We start from the raw sequence: 16652 nt of genomic DNA, 5'->3' as shown, positions 1-16652 counted from the left end.
TTCTTTCGCTTGCTGTGCAACCGGTCGTGCAACCGATTGCGTAGCCCTGACGATAGGGGGGTTTCACGCTCGATGTCGAGCATTGGCCAACAAATCGAAGACCAATTAATGGCACCGTTACACGGGCACCGATCGCGTAACCTCCGCCTTACTCGCCGCGCAGACCGGCCCTGGCCGTATCGATCGGACTGCCGTCTCGACGCGGAGGTCCGTACCCCTCCGACGTCCCGTCGACGATGCGAACCTCGTCCTCCCACGGAACTCGGTAGGTTCCGTCGGCGAGATCGCGGACGTAGGTGTACGGGCAATCGCGCGCCCCGCCGTCGAGCGCGGTGTACCCACGATGCCCCAATTGATAGATGTTGTTCTCCACGCCCCACTCGCGCCGGGCAGCATCGGCGCGGGCCGGTTCGATCGACACCGTCACCACCCGGTCGGGGGTGGAGTCGCCGCGCTCGACGATCGTGCCCTCGAAGTCGCACACCATCGCCTCACCCATGGACGGGATACCGTTGCCGTCCTCCCCGGCCAAACAGACCGAGGCCGTGAACGCCAGGTTGTGGAATGCATTGGCCTCGTTGGTGATACGCCAAGACTGCCGAAGCGGGAACTTGTATCCGGCCGTGCGCAGCAGCACATTGGCACCGCGGTAGCTCGCCTCCCGCGCCATCTCCGGGAACATCCCGTCATGACAGATCAACAGCGACAGCACCGAACCCTTCGGCCCCGTGCAGACCGGTAGGCCGATGTCGCCGGGCTCCCAGGGCTCCTTGGGCGTCCAGGGATGAAGTTTGCGAACGTACAGGGCTATCTCCCCCTGATCGTCGACGACGATTCCGGAGTTGAACGGCGCTCCGCCGGGGTTGCGTTCCATGATGCTGAAGCACCCCCAGACCTTCGACTCGCGGCACGCCGCACGCAATCGCTCCACCTGCGGACCGTCCATGTCGCACATCACCTCGTCGGACGCCCACGAGGACTTCCGCAGACCGTGCAACGAATACTCCGGGAACACAACGAGGTCGAGTGCGGCGAACCCGGCCTTCGCCTCACGCAGTTGCCTGCACACGCGATCGGTCGTCTCGTCCACATCGGCCATGCTGGTGATCAGCGGAACCTGCTGCTGCACCAGGCCGAGAGTGAGAGACGTCGGCGATGGATTGAGACCACCCAAACCTGTCATCAGAAGTCCGTTCCTCGGGGGCAACTTATTGCGCAAACGATTGCGCACGGTGCTAGCTTAGGGGCCAGCAGGGGTCGGGGCAGGTCCGACGGATGATCGAGGGGAACCGCAAGTGGACAGCACCAGTTCGGGGAGCGTCACGCTCAAAACGGTCGCGGCTGCTGCGGGAGTGCATGTCTCGACCGTTTCCCGAGCGCTGCGCCGCGTCGCGCTCGACCCGGCCGGCGCCAGTGCCGGAGATCTGCGACTGTTCGAGCTGGCCCGCGAGATGGACTACGTGCCCAATCCCAACGCGGCGAGTCTGACCACGAAGAAATCCACCGCCTTCGGCGTCCTGGTGCCACGACTGACCGATGTGGTGCTCTCCGCGATGTACGACGCGATCGAGGAAACGGCCAACCGCGCGGGCTACGAGACGTTCGTCGCGAACACCCACGACGATCCGGTCCAGCAGCGACGACGGATCGACCTTCTCGTCGGCCGCAACGTCGACGGACTGATCTTCGGCGACGCCCGCCTCGACAGTGAGAATCTCGAGAACCTCCATCGTCGGGGCATCAAATTCGTCCTCGTCAGCCGTCGATACCCCGGGATGGCCTCGGTGACGTGCGACGACCATCGCGGCGGCTACCTGGCCGGCGAACACCTCGCCCGACTCGGCCACACTCGCGTGGGCATCGTGTCGGGTCCGGCCTGGGCCAGCACCGGAATCGACCGGCTCGAAGGCTGCCGCGCCGCTCTGCACGACGCCGGCATCGACGTCCCGGACGAGTACGTTCGGGAAGAGGGGTTCGATCCCGACGCCGGAAGACGCGGGGCCAGCGCACTTCTGGCGCTGCCGACTCCGCCGACGGCCATCTTCGCGACCAACGATTTCAGCGCCATCGGAGTGCTCGGCGTGCTGCGTGAGTCGGGGCTGCAGCCAGGACGCGACGTAGCCGTCGTCGGCTACAACGACATCTCGATCTGCAGCGAGTTGACCGTTCCGCTGACGACGATTCACAGCCCCCACCGCGAAATCGGCACGCGCGCAGCAGAAATGCTGCTGGCGGTCACCCACGGACTTCCGGCGTCCTCGATGGCGTTGACACCGACACTCGTCGTGCGTGACTCGACGGTTCCGGGACGGAGGGCCCCCTCACTCTCCGACCAACCCGTCGGTACGTGATCGAAGCGGAGCCGTCGCCGGTCCTCGCTCGGTGACCGCAAGTGCTGCAGCAGCATTGGCCCGCAGCGCCGCGTCGTACAGACCGAGTCCACGGGAGAGTCCCGCCAACAACACCCCGGCGTGAGCATCGCCCGCACCGTTCGAGTCCACCGCCTGCACCTCGAACCCCGGAACCGATTGCGACGTTCGTCCACCGCCCGCGATTCGACAACCGTCCGGACCGGTACGGACTACCACCGCCGCATCGGGCCGCACCCTCGTCACCAATTCGGCTGCGATGGAGTCGATATCGACCTCATCCGTCATGAGCATGCCCTCGCGTAGATTCACGCTCACGATGTCGGCACGGGCGAGAACGGCGTCCACCACGTCGCGGTTCAGCGTGGCGATCAACGGGGACGGATCGAACAGCACCGTGACGTCCGCGGGTAGCGTCGGTAGCCACGCGGTCAGTGCCGCGGCGTTGCTCTCGTGCGCCAACCCGTAGCCGGTGATGTACACCGAGTCCGCACTCCGTACCCCTGCCGCCTCGAGGTCCCCGATGCTCAGTTCCGCCTCGGCCCCAGGGTAGGTCACGAACGTGCGCTCGGTGTTCGCATCGACGAGGGCGATGCAGAATCCCGAGTCCTGCTCAGCAGGAACAGCGTTGACGACAAGAGCACCGCTGGAAGACAGAGCTTCACGGACGATCGAACCGTAGTGGCCGGACCCGTATCTGCCGGCGAAGATCACCGGCAGGTCGTCACGAATCGCAGCGACCATCACATTGAGTCCACCGCCCGCGGTCTCGTTCAGTGACGTCGCCACGACGTCACCTCCCGGAACCGGCACTTCGGGTACGGCCATCACCACGTCGACGATCACCTGACCGGTGTGGATCAATCGTGGAGTCACCGAGAAACCGTCTCGGTTCGCCGCGCTCCACCGGTGACGAGATAGAGCCCGGCGGCGATCACGAACGATGCCACCCAGCCGAGTCCGTTGTCACCGATCCAGCTGCCGGACAGCGGTCCGGTGTAGATCACGTCGCCGTCCACCGTGATCGCAGTGAACAGAAAGCCCACCACGATTCCCGCCGCCCAGCTCGCGAAGGCGTACCAGTTGACTCCTCCGGTGTACCAGTAGCGACTGGTGTTGCCCACGTTCATGATCGATGCCGCGTCGTACGTCTTTCGTTTGATCATGTCGGACATGAACACTCCGAGCCACGCTGTGAGCGGAACTGCCAGAACCGAGATGAACGTGATGAACGGGCCGTAGAAACCGTCGGAGATAAGCATGAAGTAGATGGCGCCGACGAACGTGACGAACACGTCGACTCCGACCGCATAGACCCGCTTGATCCGAAAACCGAGGGTCAACGTCGTGAGACTGGCCGAATACACCGAAAGATGGTTGGACAACAGCAATCCGCCGAATGCGGTGATCAGATACGGAACGGCCATCCAAGCCGGCAGAATTTCTCGGATTGCCGCAACCGGATCCGATGCGGACGCAAGGCTGTTGTCGCCTGCCGACAGCAGCGCGCCGAGTCCGATCAGCAGAACGAGAGGAATTCCGGCTCCGGCCGCGCTGGAGAGCACCAACGAGCCGGCTCCCACACTCTTTCGCTGGTACCGCGACATGTCGGCTCCGGCATTCGCCCAACCGATACCTGTTCCGGCAGCGATGGTTCCGACCCCGATGACCATCGCGCTGATGGATCCGGCCGGAGTACTGGTCACTGCAGTCCAGTCGACGGTGGCGATCAGGAAGATCGCGACGAAGATGTTCAGCGCACCGAAGATCCACGTCGACCAGCGTTGAATGACGAGGATCGCCGCATGCCCCAGACCGCTGACCACCAGTGTCAGCACGATGAAGACGACGATGGACACGATCGTGACGACGGCATGATCTTTCGCGACGCCGGATCCACCGAAGATCAGTGTGAAGATCGACAGCAGTACAAATGCCGCGGTCGTGGTGTTGACGGTTTCCCAGCCGAGTCGCGACATCAGTGAGACCAGTGTGGGGCCGATGTTTCCGCGCACCCCGAAGGTTGCCCGCGACAACGTGAGACTGGGTGCCCCGCCACGTTTACCGGCAATCGACACGATTCCGACGATGGCGAACGAACCCGCCGCGCCCACCAGCGCCACAATCAATGCTTGCCAGATGTTCAGACCGGTGAAGACCACCAGGGTTGCCCCGAGCGGTAGACCGAGGATGGAGATGTTCGCGGCGAACCACACCCAGAACAACTGCAGCGGGTTACCGTTGCGCTCGTCGTCCGGAACGGGCTCGATCCCCCTAGTTTCCAGCGACAATACGTCGACTGTCGTGTCCGATGCAGACGTGGAAGCGGATGAGGTCATGGTTGTGCTCCAAGGGTGAGTCGAACTGTGTCAGTTCGTGTTACGGAGAGCGAGCAGTCGATCGACGATGGGCTCCAGATCGAGCTTGTTCACGTCGGTTACCGTTCGTATCGCTTCGCCGGGCCACGCTGCCAGGCCACCGACGGCACCGCGGACAGCACCTGCTATCGCTGCGATGGTGTCGGTGTCGCCGCCGATGGTGGCGGCTGCCAGTACGACGTCCCATGGGTCGTCGTACGCAACGGCCAATGCGAAGGCCGCTACCACTGATTCCTGTGACGCGACGGACGTGCCGATGACGTCTGCCACTGTGTCCGTGATGTGCCTGTCGGCGGACTTGCCGACCAGCTCGACTGCCCAACGAATACGGGCTGCGATGTTTCCGCCGGCGACCCAATATCCACGGGTGGCCCCCTCGGTGGCGGCGGCGACACCGATGTCGACCGCCTCGTGCAACTCGGCACCTGCGATCCCGGCACTGATGGCACCGGCAACCGCTGCGGCGGAAGCTATTCCGAGAGAGGTGTTGTGGGTGACGAAGCTGCAACTGTAGATCGCGTCGACGAACGGCACGATACCGCCGTCCAACGATGCCGCAATTGCCGCGGGTGTGATTCGCATGGCCGCACCGTTGGTGCTGCCGAACTTGCCCGCCTCGTTCGGATCGGAGCCGTCGAGTATCCGTTCCACGGCTCGCTTGGTGGACGGTCCCAGCAGATCCAGCGATCCGCGCGCGGACATCTCGGACTCCCACGCGATCAAGGCGCGGGCGAAAGCCGAGGGATCGACCACACCGTCACCGTCGACGATCAACTGCGCCAACATGATCGCCTGCTCGGTATCGTCGGTGATCGAGCCTGCCGACATACCGTGCGCGATGAGCTGACGCGGACCGGCGGCAACGAATCCGCGCAACTGTCCGTAATCCTCGACGATGTCCTCCCGGCGCATCGATTGCGTCGGCATTCCCAGGGCATCGCCCAGTGCCAGTCCGTAGAAGGCCCCGAGGGCGCGGTCACGCGAAGTAGACATGTACACAGTCCTTGCCGGTGAGGCGGTGAGATAGATCAGGAGTTGAAGGTGAGATGGAGCCGAAAGCGCTCGGGTGCAAGGAGACTGACGACTTTTTCGACGAATCGACCCGATGCGTCCCGACTGACCCGGATGCTGTGCAGGTAGGGAGTGCCTACCGGCACTTCGAGAACTGCCGCGTCGGCCGAGTCCACCGGAACCACCGACACCCATTGCTCGCCACTGGCCGCCACGAGCCCCGCGGACCTCAAGGTTGACGTCAGTGAGTCCCCCGCCAATCCGTTCTCGGGCAGGTCCGCGAGCGTTCCCAGTGCCGGAATACGGCTGCGCTCCAACGACACCGGACGCCCGTCGACCACGTGTCGCACTCGATCGACGGCAACGAAGTTCAGAGTCGGAGTTCCGGCCTCGGCAGCCAGTTCTGGGTCCACGATGCGCTCGATGCGGAGAGTGCGGGTGTGCATCTCGACACCGGCGGACGACAGCGCCCGAGCCCAACCGTCTGCGGTCTCGATCTGATGGCCGTCGAAGGTGACGAGCGATCCTATGCCGCTGCGTTTTTCGATCAGCTTCTGATCTTCCAACGCACTGAGCGCAGAACGAATGGTTCCGCGGCTGACCGAGAACTCGCGGGCGAGTTCGTTCTCTCCTGGCAGGAACGAGCCGGAGGGGATGTCGCCGGACTCGATGGTGTTCTTGAGTGAGGCGAGCACCTGGTGACGCTTGTGCCGCGCACGCTCCGATGTGCGCTGGGTCATAGCGGGCTCGGTCATGTCAGTACCGTACATCGCAAAAGTGAACCTGTACAGAGCCTGTTCATTTTTGCCGACCTCTCCAGCGAACGGCATGTCGGGACAGCCCCATTCTTCGATGGGTGCCGGCCCGGAATATCGCCACGTGACGGAGATCGCGCCGGGCCTCTACCTGGGCTTTCCTCGCGCGGGACCGATCGCTCTGCACTTCTATGTTTGATACGCCCTCGGCACAGGGAAGGCGTCGAACTGGCGCACGTGAGGCACATCGATCCGAACGCGCCACTACATCCGAGGAGAATTTCACATGCCCACCACAGTGGCCGATCAGCTCGTTCGAGGACTCGTCGACGCCGGCGTACAACGCATCTACGGCATCGTCGGCGACAGTCTCAATCCGGTGGTCGACGCAGTGCGTCGTACCGGCGGATCGGCCAAGGGCGGTATCGACTGGATTCACGTACGACACGAGGAGGCCGCGGCGTTCGCTGCATCGGCCGACGCGCAGACCACCGGCGCTCTGGCAGTATGCGCAGGTTCGTGCGGCCCGGGCAACCTGCATCTGATCAACGGCCTGTTCGACGCACACCGTTCCGGCGCACCGGTTCTGGCGATCGCATCGCACATTCCCAGCAGTGAGATCGGCTCGGGCTACTTCCAGGAGACACACCCCGATCGACTCTTCGGCGAATGCTCGCTCTACAACGAGTTCGTCTCCACCGCGGAGCAGGCACCTCGGGTGTTCCGTGCAGCGATCAATGCCGCTGTCACCGGGGGCGGGGTGTCTGTTCTGACGCTCCCGGGCGATATCGCCGAGCTGTCGGCCGCAGGAACGATGGACCCCATCGCCATTCCCTCGGCACCGATCGTCACACCGCCCGCGGCGGACATCCAGACACTGGCCGACGCCATCAACAACGCCGAGAAGGTTGCCATCTTCGCCGGTTACGGCGTCAAGGGTGCCCATGACGAGGTGGTCGCATTTGCCGACACCATCGGCGCTCCCGTCGGACATTCGTTGCGCGGCAAGGAGTTCATCCAGTACGACAACCCGTACGACGTCGGCATGACGGGGCTGCTCGGGTACGGAGCTGCGCATGCCGGGATCCACGACGCCGATCTACTCATCCTGCTCGGCACCGACTTTCCGTATCAGCAGTTCCTCCCCGAGGACGTCACGACCGCGCAGATCGACATCGATCCCACCAAGCTCGGCCGTCGAACCTCGGTGCAGTACCCGATCCACGGTGATGTTCGCGCCACCCTGAATGCATTGGCTCCGTTGGTCACTCGCAAGACAGACCGCCGCTACGTGGAGAAGTGGGTGGACAAGCACAACGACCTGATGGGCAAGACCGTCGGCGCGTACACCCGCAACGCCGAGAAGCTCGTTCCGATCCACCCCGAGTACGCCGCCTCGGTGCTCGACGACCTCGCCGCCGACGACGCAGTGTTCACCACGGACACCGGCATGTGCAACGTGTGGACCGCGCGCTACATCAACCCCACCGGCCGCAGAGCTTTCGTCGCGTCGATGCTGCACGGATCCATGGCCAACGCGTTGCCACACGCCATCGGAGCGCAGTTCGCCAACCCGGGCCGCCAAGTTGTCTCGATCTCCGGCGACGGCGGCTTCTCGATGCTGCTCTCCGAACTCTTGACCGTCGCGATGTACAAGCTGCCCGTCAAGATCGTGCTGTTCGACAATTCGACGCTCGGCATGGTCAAGGCCGAGATGCTCGTCGATGGCCTGCCCGACTTCGGCGTCGACGTGCCCCAGGTCGACTACACCGGCATCGCTGCCGCAGCAGGCCTCCACGCGCAACGCGTCGAGAAGCCCGAGGACATCCGCAGCGCACTCGAGGCGGCTTTCGCGGTCGACGGCCCGGCACTGGTCCAGTTGATCACCGACCCGCTCGCGCTGGTCGGTGCCGCCGACCATCACCGGAGAGCAGATCAAGGGATTCGCGCTCGCGATGAGCAAGGTCGTACTCAACGGCGGCGTCGGCGAGGCCGTTCGGATGGCGAAGTCGAATCTGCGCAACGTGCCGCGACCGTAGATCGGACCTCACGTCTCTCGACGTCGGCGCGACGGGTGACCCTCGAGGTCTCACCCGTCGCGCCGAGTTCTGTCGCAGGTGCCTCGATCCACCGTTCGGCGTGCGGCCGACACCGAGCGTCGATCGCCGGGTTTGCGGCTATTCTCGACGGACCGCCCAAACCGGACATCGCGATCCGGGAATCGACCGTTCGGAAGGCACCACCATGGCCATCGACTACACCCGCAAGCCCTCGGCCGGGCAATCCTCGGCGTCGCAGGCCGGAGCTCCCGTCAGTCTGAGCAAGGTCACGCTGTCCAAGGCGTCGCCGACGATCAGCCTCACCAAGTCCGGCGAGAAGCAGGGTTCGATGCGGGTCAACCTGAACTGGTCCACCGGCGCACCCGCTGCACAGCCGAAGAAGAAGGGCTTCCTGGCAAAGCTGGCTGCCGCGTCGTACGGTTCGGGCGGAGTCGATCTCGACCTCGGGTGCCTCTACGAATTGCGCGACGGCTCCAAAGGCGTCGTACAGGCGCTCGGTAACAGCTTCGGTTCACTGCAGGATGCGCCGTTCATCGCTCTCGACGGCGACGACCGTTCCGGTTCGGTCAGCGGCGGCGAGAACATGCACATCAATCTCGCCCACCCCGAGAAGTTCGCCCGCATCCTGATCTTCGCAATGATCTACGACGGCGCACCGAACTGGGCTGCCGTCGACGGAGTGGTGACGCTGTACCCCACCAGCGGACCGCAGGTGGAGGTACGACTCGACTCGGCCGAGAACTCTGCGCGGATCTGCTCGATCGCACTGTTGGAGAACACGTCTGCCGGAATCACGGTCACCCGTGAGGTCGAGTACATCCAGGGCAGCCAGGCCGACCTGGACAAGAAGTACGGTTGGGGACTGCGCTGGGCGGCGGGGCGCAAGTAGTCAGAGAGGTTGCGGCGGAGTCATTTCCAGCCGCACGCCGATCAGTCGAACCTCTCGATTGTGGTCGAGGCGATCGACGAGGGCCACTGCAGCCGAGGTCAGAATCTCCGGATCGAAGGTCGGCGCACCGACGATCGGCGCGCTGACGGTATGCGTCTCGAACGGTGCGTAGCGTATCTTCAGTGCCGCTCGCACGGCCGGCCGGTTCTCGGCTTCGATGTCTGCCAACACTTTCGACGTCAGAGCCGCGACCTCTTGCCGAATCACGGACCACTCGGCGACGTTGGTCTGGAATGTGACTTCGCGACTGTGTGATCGCGCTACCCACGGCTCGGACGTGACCGGCGCGAGATCGATACCCCGCCCCTTCGTGCCGAGCCAGGGGCCGATCTTCGGTCCGAACGCCGCAGCCAGGTCCGCATCGTCGGCATCGGCCAATTCACGAACGGTCGAGATGCCCAGTGCGGTGAGCCTCTTCGAGATCTTCTTGCCGATCCCCCACAGCGCGTCGGTACCACGCTCACCCATCACCTCGAACCAGTTGTCCTGCGTCAGCCGGTAGACGCCCTGCGGCTTGTCGAAGTCGGTCGCGATCTTGGCTCGTAACTTGTTGTCTCCGATGCCGACCGAGCAATGCAACCCTGTCGCGTCGAACACCGAGTCGTGCACTGTCTTGGCGAAGCGCTCCGGGTCATCGGTCTCGACACCGAGAAATGCTTCGTCCCAGCCGATCACCTCGACTACGACACCCAACGTCCGCAGCGTGTCCATCACCATCGCCGACGCCTCGTCGTATGCCGGTTTGTCGACCGGGAGAAAGACCGCGTCGGGGATCTTCTTCGCGGCAATGCGCAGCGGCATCCCGGAACCGACACCCTTGGCCCTCGCCTCGTACGACGCCGTCGAGACCACACCGCGCTCGGTCGGATCTCCCCTACCGCCGACCACCACTGCTTTGCCCACCAGATCGGGGTTGCGCAGCACTTCGACGGCAGCGATGAACTGGTCGAGGTCGACATGCAGTACCCATCGGCGACGCCCTGGGTCGGTTGGGGTGCTCCCGGTCATGGTGCCCAGTGTGCCCGTGGTGTCTCATGGCGCAATGACGAAATCGATATCTCGCACCATCGGCCGGGTCGTACTCGGGGCGTTCCTCGTCTTCGCCGGCCTGAGCCACCTGTTCTGGGCGCGCAGCACTTTCGCCGCCCAGGTGCCCGGGTGGGTGCCACTGAGCACCGACTTCGTCGTGCTGGCATCGGGGGTCGTCGAGATCGTGCTCGGGCTGGCACTGCTGTTCTGGACTGCCCGCGCACCGCTCGTCGGCTGGGTGGTCGCGGCCTTCTTCGTCGCGGTGTTCCCCGGCAACATTTCACAGTTCGTCACGCACACCGACGCGTTCGGCCTCGACTCCGACACTGCACGAGGAATCCGATTGCTGTTCCAGCCATTGTTGATCCTGTGGGCGCTGTGGTGCACCGGGGCATGGGCGAAGTATCGATTGTCACGACACGGGCGCACCCGGAGTCAGTAGGCGGACCGCTGCCCGGCAGGAACGATGCCGTGGTGCAACTGGGCCACGTCGGGGTGTGCTCGTGTGCGGGACTTCCATGCGTTCTCGCCGTAGGTGCTGTAGATGGGGTTGTCGGGATCGTTCTCGACTCCCCTTGAATGCTGCGCCAATTCGGCAGGCAGCTCGATCACCGGTACGACGGCATCGAGCGCCGGGCTCAGGAAGTGTGGCACCGATATCCGGTCGATGCCGGGCCCAGGCGCGACCACCCGGTGCCGCGTGGCCCGGAGGTAACCACCGGTTGCCACTTCCAACAACTCGCCGATGTTGACGATGAATGCCCCGGCCAACGGCGGCACATCGATCCACGTATCGGGAGTCGTCTCCACCTGCAGTCCGGACGAATCCGGTTCGACGAGGAGCAGCGTCAGCACTCCGGAATCCTTGTGTGCGCCGACGCCCTGCGAGTGATCAGGCGTGCCCGGGTAGCGCACGACCTTCATGAGGGTTGCTGGTGCGGTGGCGAAGGCCTGGTCGAACACGTTCCGGGATGCGCCGAGCGACTGCGCCCAATGCCGGAGGAGACGGAGGCCGAGGCTCGAGACCGTCCGCTCCCACTGCTCGAACGTCTCCCGGAATCCTGCTGGCTGCGAGGGCCACAGATTGGGGCCCTGAAGATTCCAGTAGCCTTCTCCACCCTCGATCGCCGGCCGTTCGGGTCCGATGTCGATCTGCTCCCGCCAATCCACCCGACCGTTGGTCAGCTCTCCACCCACCCGCGAATAGCCGCGGAAATGAGGGCTCTTCAGCTGACTGATCTCGTCTTTGACATCGTCCGACACAGCAAAGAACTCCCGTGCCAGACGCAGCACGTCGTGCATTCGCTCGGTCTCGATCCCGTGCCCGACGAGGTAGAAGAAGCCCGACCGATGGGCGGCCTCGCGTAGTGCCCGCTCGAACGCGGATGGATCCTTTTCGGCCGAAGCAAGATCGAGAACAGGAAGCATGCTCGCGATTGTCCTCCCCACCTGACGCGTCGGCCAGCACTGTTGAGGTTCCGTGAATATCCATGCGCGAATGCCACACTGGACGCCATGAGCCATGGAGCACTCGACATCACAGTCGTCGGTCACGGCGCTGCCACCTATCCGCCCGAGCAGTGCACGCTGTCGCTGACCGTCCGTACCGACGGACGAACGGCGGAGTCGGCGTCCGAGCCGGCCCAACAACTCGTCCGCGAGCTGACGCGTCTTGTCGAGCCGCTCTACAGCAGCGACGGCGGCCCCATCGATCGATGGTCCGTCGATCAGGTGCGGCACTCGCGGAACCGGCCGTTCAACCACGACGGCGAACAACTGCCGTACGTCTACCAGGCGGAGGCGTCGGTGGAAGTACAGTTCAGCCAGCTCGACCTCGTCGATGCCTTCGTCTACGCAGCCTCTGCGCTCGAGGGTGTGTCGATCGATCACTTCGATTGGGACCTGACCGAATCGAGCCGGATCTCGCAAACGCTGGCAGTACGTGAACTCGCCGTTCAGGACGCGGTGGCCAAAGCCGAGGCCTACGCGTCGAGCCTGGGGAGAACGAGCGTGCACGCCGTCGCGATAGCCGATCCAGGTCTGCTGCCGGGGACCGCAGAGCACGGCGGCCCCGACGCCTCCCCTCGCATGTTCGCCGCGAAGTCGGCCCCGGCCGGGTTCGCGCTCAAACCCGAGAACATCACGATCGTTGCGAGCGTGCACGCCCGATTCACCGCTACCTGACTCCGCGCGCATACGCTCGACCCATGAATCGAGACGATGCCCGACGCCTCTGGCCGCGGCCACCGCTGTTGCCTCGTCCGATCCTGATGGATCAGCGCTGGGAACGGCTGGTCTTCTTGCATTGGCAAGTCCCGAGTTCGGCCGTCGCCCCGCTGCTTCCCGAAGGATGTGAACCGGACGAGTTCGACGGTTCGACCTGGGTCGGCCTGATCGGCTTTCACATGGTCGGTGCCGGACTCGGATATCGGCACCCGGTTCCCTATTTCGGTACGTTCGGGGAGATCAACGTCCGGCTCTACTCCGTCGACGCAGAGGGTCGACGCGGCGTCGTGTTCAGATCATTGGAGGCGTCCAGACTGGCAGTCGTGTTGGGCACCAACGTCGCTCGCATTCCGTATCGCTGGGCATCCATCGACATCGACGACGACACCACCACGATCGGCTACCGCAGCCGACGGCTCGCTCCCCCGCATCGCGGTGCCACGACCGATTTCGGAATCGTCCGAGGAACACGCGACATGTCCGAGAACTCACTGGCCGTGTTTCTCACCGCGCGATGGGGGTTGCACACCTCGCTGGCCGGCCGGCTGCTGTACGTACCGAACGTGCACCGACACTGGAACCTGGTCGATGCCGAACTGACCCACTGCTCCGACGAACTCGTTGCTGCGGCAGGCCTGCCCGGCGTCAGCACACGACCGCCGGACTCGGTGCTGTATTCACCGGGAGTCGAAACCCAGTTCGGAAAGCCCTACGCGGTTCGCGGCCGATAGAAGATCACGTGTCCCGAGGACAGCTCGACTACCCAATCGCCGTGGGCCTCGTCGCCTTCTTCGGAGCTCGAGCTCGACGTGACGCTCTCCCGCAACACGAGATAGCCGGAATCGAGCGGAAGGTCGAACAGCAGCTTCGTGCCGTCCGAGAATTCGACAGCCGGCTCGTCGCCCGTCGACAACCGAACCACAGTCGCTCCGATGGACGGGAGACCTTCGACAGTCGGCCCTTCCGTACCGGGGTGCTCCGGGGCCGGCCACGACTCGACGGCTCCATCCGGTCCGCACAGGACTGTGGACCCGTCTGCGGCGCAATACTCCCAGGATTCGACTTCGTCGCGGGGACGAGCCACCACTGTGTGCCCGCCGGCGAACGCCATTCGCAGCACGCCCGATCGGTCGTAGTCAACGTCCTCGCACACGAGACCGTGCAAGGCCGCGAAGGCTCGTAAACCCTCGAACTGATTGTCTTCGTCGACCGTGAGGTCATCGATCACCACTTCGCTGAAGGAAATGGTGGCTCCATCGTCGAATTCGATGGTCAGATCGAAATCGAGCAGAATTCTGCTGACACGGTGCTGGTCGACGGCGAGTTTCATCGACTTCGACTGTGCCACACAGCCGAGTCCCGGTACACAACCGAGCACGGCACACCCCGGGTTGTTGGGGACTGGAGAGTCGTCGGTGTCGCGATCGGCGCGCATGGGTTCGGTTGTGGGGGTGATGGTTTCGAAATGCGGAATGCCCCCGACCGTGAGGTCGGGGGCATTCCGTTAAATTGTGTTCGGCGGTGTCCTACTCTCCCACACCCTGTCGAGTGCAGTACCATCGGCGCTGGAGGGCTTAGCTTCCGGGTTCGGAATGGGACCGGGCGTTTCCCCTCCGCTATGGCCGCCGTAACTCTGCGAAACAGTGTCACGAGCGGTCTCAGTCGGAGAACACGTCCCCCACGTGCTGTCGGGGTGGTGTTTCGTCGTGGACCTGTATTCGATTGTGCTTGCTGAACAACTCGTGTGTTGTTTCAGATATTGCACAGTGGACGCGTAGCTTCTTCGTGGTAAGTCCTCGGCCTATTAGTACCAGTCACCTGCATACATTGCTGTACTTCCAGTTCTGGCCTATCAACCCGGTGGTCTGCCGGGGGCCTTACCCCCTCGAGGGGGTGAGAAACCTCATCTTGGAACAGGCTTCCCGCTTAGATGCTTTCAGCGGTTATCCCTTCCGAACGTAGCCAACCAGCGGTGCTCCTGGTGGAACAACTGGCACACCAGAGGTTCGTCCGTCCCGGTCCTCTCGTACTAGGGACAGCCTTCCTCAAGTTTCTTACGCGCGCGGCGGATAGAGACCGAACTGTCTCACGACGTTCTAAACCCAGCTCGCGTGCCGCTTTAATGGGCGAACAGCCCAACCCTTGGGACCTACTCCAGCCCCAGGATGCGACGAGCCGACATCGAGGTGCCAAACCATCCCGTCGATATGGACTCTTGGGGAAGATCAGCCTGTTATCCCCGGGGTACCTTTTATCCGTTGAGCGACACCGCTTCCACTTGCCGGTGCCGGATCACTAGTCCCGACTTTCGTCCCTGCTCGACTTGTCAGTCTCACAGTCAAGCTCCCTTGTGCACTTGCACTCGACACCTGATTGCCAACCAGGCTGAGGGAACCTTTGGGCGCCTCCGTTACATTTTAGGAGGCAACCGCCCCAGTTAAACTACCCACCAGGCACTGTCCCTGAACCAGATCATGGTCCGAGGTTGAGGTATCCAATACGATCAGAGTGGTATTTCAACAACGACTCCACAGTAACTGGCGTCACCGCTTCACAGTCTCCCACCTATCCTACACAAACCGAACCGAACACCAATACCAAGCTGTAGTGAAGGTCCCGGGGTCTTTTCGTCCTGCCGCGCGTAACGAGCATCTTTACTCGTAATGCAATTTCGCCGAGTCTATGGTTGAGACAGCTGAGAAGTCGTTACGCCATTCGTGCAGGTCGGAACTTACCCGACAAGGAATTTCGCTACCTTAGGATGGTTATAGTTACCACCGCCGTTTACTGGGGCTTAAATTCTCAGCTTCGCCATTGCTGGCTAACCGGTCCTCTTAACCTTCCAGCACCGGGCAGGCGTCAGTCCGTATACATCGTCTTACGACTTCGCACGGACCTGTGTTTTTAGTAAACAGTCGCTTCTCACTGGTCTCTGCGGCCCACACCAGCTCAGGAAGCAAGTTCCATCACCGGCAGGGGCCCCCCTTCTCCCGAAGTTACGGGGGCATTTTGCCGAGTTCCTTAACCATAGTTATCTCGATCGCCTTAGTATTCTCTACCTGACCACCTGTGTCGGTTTGGGGTACGGGCCGTGTAACAACTCACTAGAGGCTTTTCTCGGCAGCATAGGATCACTGAATTCGCCTCAATCGGCTACGCATCACCTCTCAGGCTGTGTGAACGGCGGATTTGCCTACCGTTCGCCCTACAGGCTTACACCAGTACAACCACTGACTGGCCCAGCTACCTTCCTGCGTCACCCCATCGCTTGGCTACTACCAGATCAGGTCCCACGCATCCACCACACCCCTCACTCTCGAAAGAGATCGGTAACGTGGATTCAGGGTGGTTAGTATCACTGATTCACCATGGGCGCGGTTACACGGGTACGGGAATATCAACCCGTTGTCCATCGGCTACGCCTGTCGGCCTCGTCTTAGGTCCCGACTCACCCTGGGCGGATTAACCTGGCCCAGGAACCCTTGGTCATTCGGCGGACGAGTTTCTCACTCGTCTTTCGCTACTCATGCCTGCATTCTCACTCGCGCAGCCTCCACACCTGGATCACTCCGATGCTTCCATGGCTGCACGACGCTCCCCTACCCACCCACACACCTGGCTGAACCCTCGCAAGGATTCAGCGGGCTATTGTGTGAGTGCCGCAGCTTCGGTGGTGTACTTGAGCCCCGCTACATTGTCGGCGCAGGATCACTTGACCAGTGAGCTATTACGCACTCTTTCAAGGGTGGCTGCTTCTAAGCCAACCTCCTGGTTGTCTTCGCGACCCCACATCCTTTTCCACTTAGTACACGCTTAGGGACCTTAGCTGGCGATCTGGGCTGTTTCCCTCTCGACTACGAACCTTATCGCCCGCA

The 16652-nt window shown here is 63.0% G+C and carries 13 protein-coding genes, 2 rRNA genes and 1 pseudogene (1 of these 16 cut by a window edge); 6 read left to right on the top strand and 10 right to left on the bottom strand.

The genetic code is table 11. The features are described 5' to 3' along the window. Positions 1–148: 148 nt before the first annotated feature. Positions 149–1183, bottom strand: coding sequence for a formamidase (locus BH93_RS08870; RefSeq protein WP_037171195.1), 1035 nt, complete (start codon positions 1181–1183; stop codon positions 149–151). Between the two features lie 112 nt (positions 1184–1295). Here BH93_RS08870 and BH93_RS08865 point away from each other — a divergent pair, with 112 nt between their 5' ends. Beyond that, positions 1296–2351: a LacI family DNA-binding transcriptional regulator gene (locus BH93_RS08865; RefSeq protein ID WP_037171194.1), complete on the top strand. Its 1056-nt coding sequence runs from the start codon at positions 1296–1298 to the stop codon at positions 2349–2351. Here the strand turns inward: BH93_RS08865 and BH93_RS08860 are convergent. From BH93_RS08860 to BH93_RS08845, 4 genes are read right to left on the bottom strand one after another with little or no spacing between them, the layout of a single operon-like run. Next, the gene (locus BH93_RS08860; protein WP_037171193.1) at positions 2322–3245 is read right to left on the bottom strand and encodes a PfkB family carbohydrate kinase; all 924 of its coding nucleotides are present in this window, start codon (positions 3243–3245) and stop codon (positions 2322–2324) included. The genes BH93_RS08865 and BH93_RS08860 overlap by 30 nt on opposite strands. Beyond that, on the bottom strand, positions 3242–4708 hold the full coding sequence (locus BH93_RS08855) for a purine-cytosine permease family protein (protein WP_032402932.1): 1467 nt from the start codon (positions 4706–4708) through the stop codon (positions 3242–3244). Before BH93_RS08855 ends, BH93_RS08860 begins: the two co-directional genes overlap by 4 nt. 30 nt (positions 4709–4738) lie before the next feature. After that, a complete protein-coding gene (locus tag BH93_RS08850) occupies positions 4739–5740 on the bottom strand; it encodes an ADP-ribosylglycohydrolase family protein (protein WP_037171192.1) in 1002 nt (333 codons plus the stop codon). Positions 5741–5775: 35 nt separating this feature from the next. Further along, positions 5776–6513: a GntR family transcriptional regulator gene (locus tag BH93_RS08845; RefSeq protein ID WP_165712669.1), complete on the bottom strand. Its 738-nt coding sequence runs from the start codon at positions 6511–6513 to the stop codon at positions 5776–5778. Between the two features lie 286 nt (positions 6514–6799). Between BH93_RS08845 and BH93_RS08840 the strand changes: the two are divergent. Together BH93_RS08840 and BH93_RS08835 are read left to right on the top strand one after the other, a co-directional pair. Next, positions 6800–8552, top strand: a pseudogene (locus BH93_RS08840) (pyruvate dehydrogenase). A 205-nt stretch (positions 8553–8757) separates the two neighbouring features. After that, positions 8758–9462 (top strand): TerD family protein, encoded by a 705-nt coding sequence (locus BH93_RS08835; protein WP_037171355.1) that lies wholly within the window; start codon positions 8758–8760, stop codon positions 9460–9462. Here the strand turns inward: BH93_RS08835 and BH93_RS08830 are convergent, their stop codons facing one another. Further along, entirely contained in the window at positions 9463–10530 is a 1068-nt protein-coding gene (locus tag BH93_RS08830; protein ID WP_037171191.1) for a DNA polymerase IV, read from the bottom strand. A gap of 34 nt (positions 10531–10564) precedes the next feature. Between BH93_RS08830 and BH93_RS08825 the strand changes: the two genes are divergently transcribed. Next, positions 10565–10993 carry a DoxX family protein gene (locus BH93_RS08825; RefSeq protein ID WP_037171353.1) on the top strand — a complete coding sequence of 143 codons (429 nt, stop codon included), beginning with the start codon at positions 10565–10567 and terminating at the stop codon, positions 10991–10993. On the opposite strand, the gene BH93_RS08820 is transcribed toward BH93_RS08825, so the two are convergent. Then, the gene (locus tag BH93_RS08820) at positions 10987–11979 is read right to left on the bottom strand and encodes an isopenicillin N synthase family dioxygenase (protein ID WP_037171190.1); all 993 of its coding nucleotides are present in this window, start codon (positions 11977–11979) and stop codon (positions 10987–10989) included. The two genes, BH93_RS08825 and BH93_RS08820, sit on opposite strands and share 7 nt — an antisense overlap. Before the next feature lie 87 nt (positions 11980–12066). On the opposite strand from BH93_RS08820, the gene BH93_RS08815 reads away from it, so the two are divergent. Further along, a complete protein-coding gene (locus BH93_RS08815) occupies positions 12067–12735 on the top strand; it encodes an SIMPL domain-containing protein (RefSeq protein ID WP_037171189.1) in 669 nt (222 codons plus the stop codon). Positions 12736–12758: 23 nt separating this feature from the next. Further along, positions 12759–13508 (top strand): YqjF family protein, encoded by a 750-nt coding sequence (locus tag BH93_RS08810; RefSeq protein ID WP_242459158.1) that lies wholly within the window; start codon positions 12759–12761, stop codon positions 13506–13508. Here BH93_RS08810 and BH93_RS08805 read toward each other — a convergent pair. From BH93_RS08805 to BH93_RS08795, 3 genes are all read right to left on the bottom strand, one after another. Continuing rightward, positions 13487–14107, bottom strand: a complete 621-nt coding sequence (locus tag BH93_RS08805; RefSeq protein WP_197914582.1) for a DUF6188 family protein — start codon at positions 14105–14107, stop codon at positions 13487–13489. The genes BH93_RS08810 and BH93_RS08805 overlap by 22 nt on opposite strands. A 183-nt stretch (positions 14108–14290) precedes the next feature. Next, positions 14291–14407: ribosomal RNA gene (gene rrf, locus BH93_RS08800) — 5S ribosomal RNA — on the bottom strand. A 154-nt stretch (positions 14408–14561) separates the two neighbouring features. Beyond that, a 23S ribosomal RNA gene (locus BH93_RS08795) occupies positions 14562–16652 on the bottom strand; it runs 1063 nt beyond the window's last position.

It is taken from the genome of Rhodococcoides fascians A25f (assembly GCF_000760935.2).
In the GTDB taxonomy this organism is placed as follows: Bacteria; Actinomycetota; Actinomycetes; order Mycobacteriales; family Mycobacteriaceae; genus Rhodococcoides.
This window is presented reverse-complemented; position numbering and strand designations above follow the sequence as displayed.

Bases quoted from the DNA above. Each gene is read 5' to 3' on its own strand.
- BH93_RS08850 (WP_037171192.1), bottom strand. From the start codon at position 5,740: ATGTCTACTTCGCGTGACCGCGCCCTCGGGGCCTTCTACGGACTGGCA.
- BH93_RS08845 (WP_165712669.1), bottom strand. From the start codon at position 6,513: ATGACCGAGCCCGCTATGACCCAGCGCACATCGGAGCGTGCGCGGCAC.
- BH93_RS08815 (WP_037171189.1), top strand. From the start codon at position 12,067: ATGAGCCATGGAGCACTCGACATCACAGTCGTCGGTCACGGCGCTGCC.
- BH93_RS08820 (WP_037171190.1), bottom strand. From the start codon at position 11,979: ATGCTTCCTGTTCTCGATCTTGCTTCGGCCGAAAAGGATCCATCCGCG.
- BH93_RS08835 (WP_037171355.1), top strand. From the start codon at position 8,758: ATGGCCATCGACTACACCCGCAAGCCCTCGGCCGGGCAATCCTCGGCG.
- BH93_RS08855 (WP_032402932.1), bottom strand. From the start codon at position 4,708: ATGACCTCATCCGCTTCCACGTCTGCATCGGACACGACAGTCGACGTA.
- BH93_RS08830 (WP_037171191.1), bottom strand. From the start codon at position 10,530: ATGACCGGGAGCACCCCAACCGACCCAGGGCGTCGCCGATGGGTACTG.
- BH93_RS08825 (WP_037171353.1), top strand. From the start codon at position 10,565: ATGACGAAATCGATATCTCGCACCATCGGCCGGGTCGTACTCGGGGCG.
- BH93_RS08810 (WP_242459158.1), top strand. From the start codon at position 12,759: ATGAATCGAGACGATGCCCGACGCCTCTGGCCGCGGCCACCGCTGTTG.
- BH93_RS08805 (WP_197914582.1), bottom strand. From the start codon at position 14,107: ATGAAACTCGCCGTCGACCAGCACCGTGTCAGCAGAATTCTGCTCGAT.
- BH93_RS08870 (WP_037171195.1), bottom strand. From the start codon at position 1,183: ATGACAGGTTTGGGTGGTCTCAATCCATCGCCGACGTCTCTCACTCTC.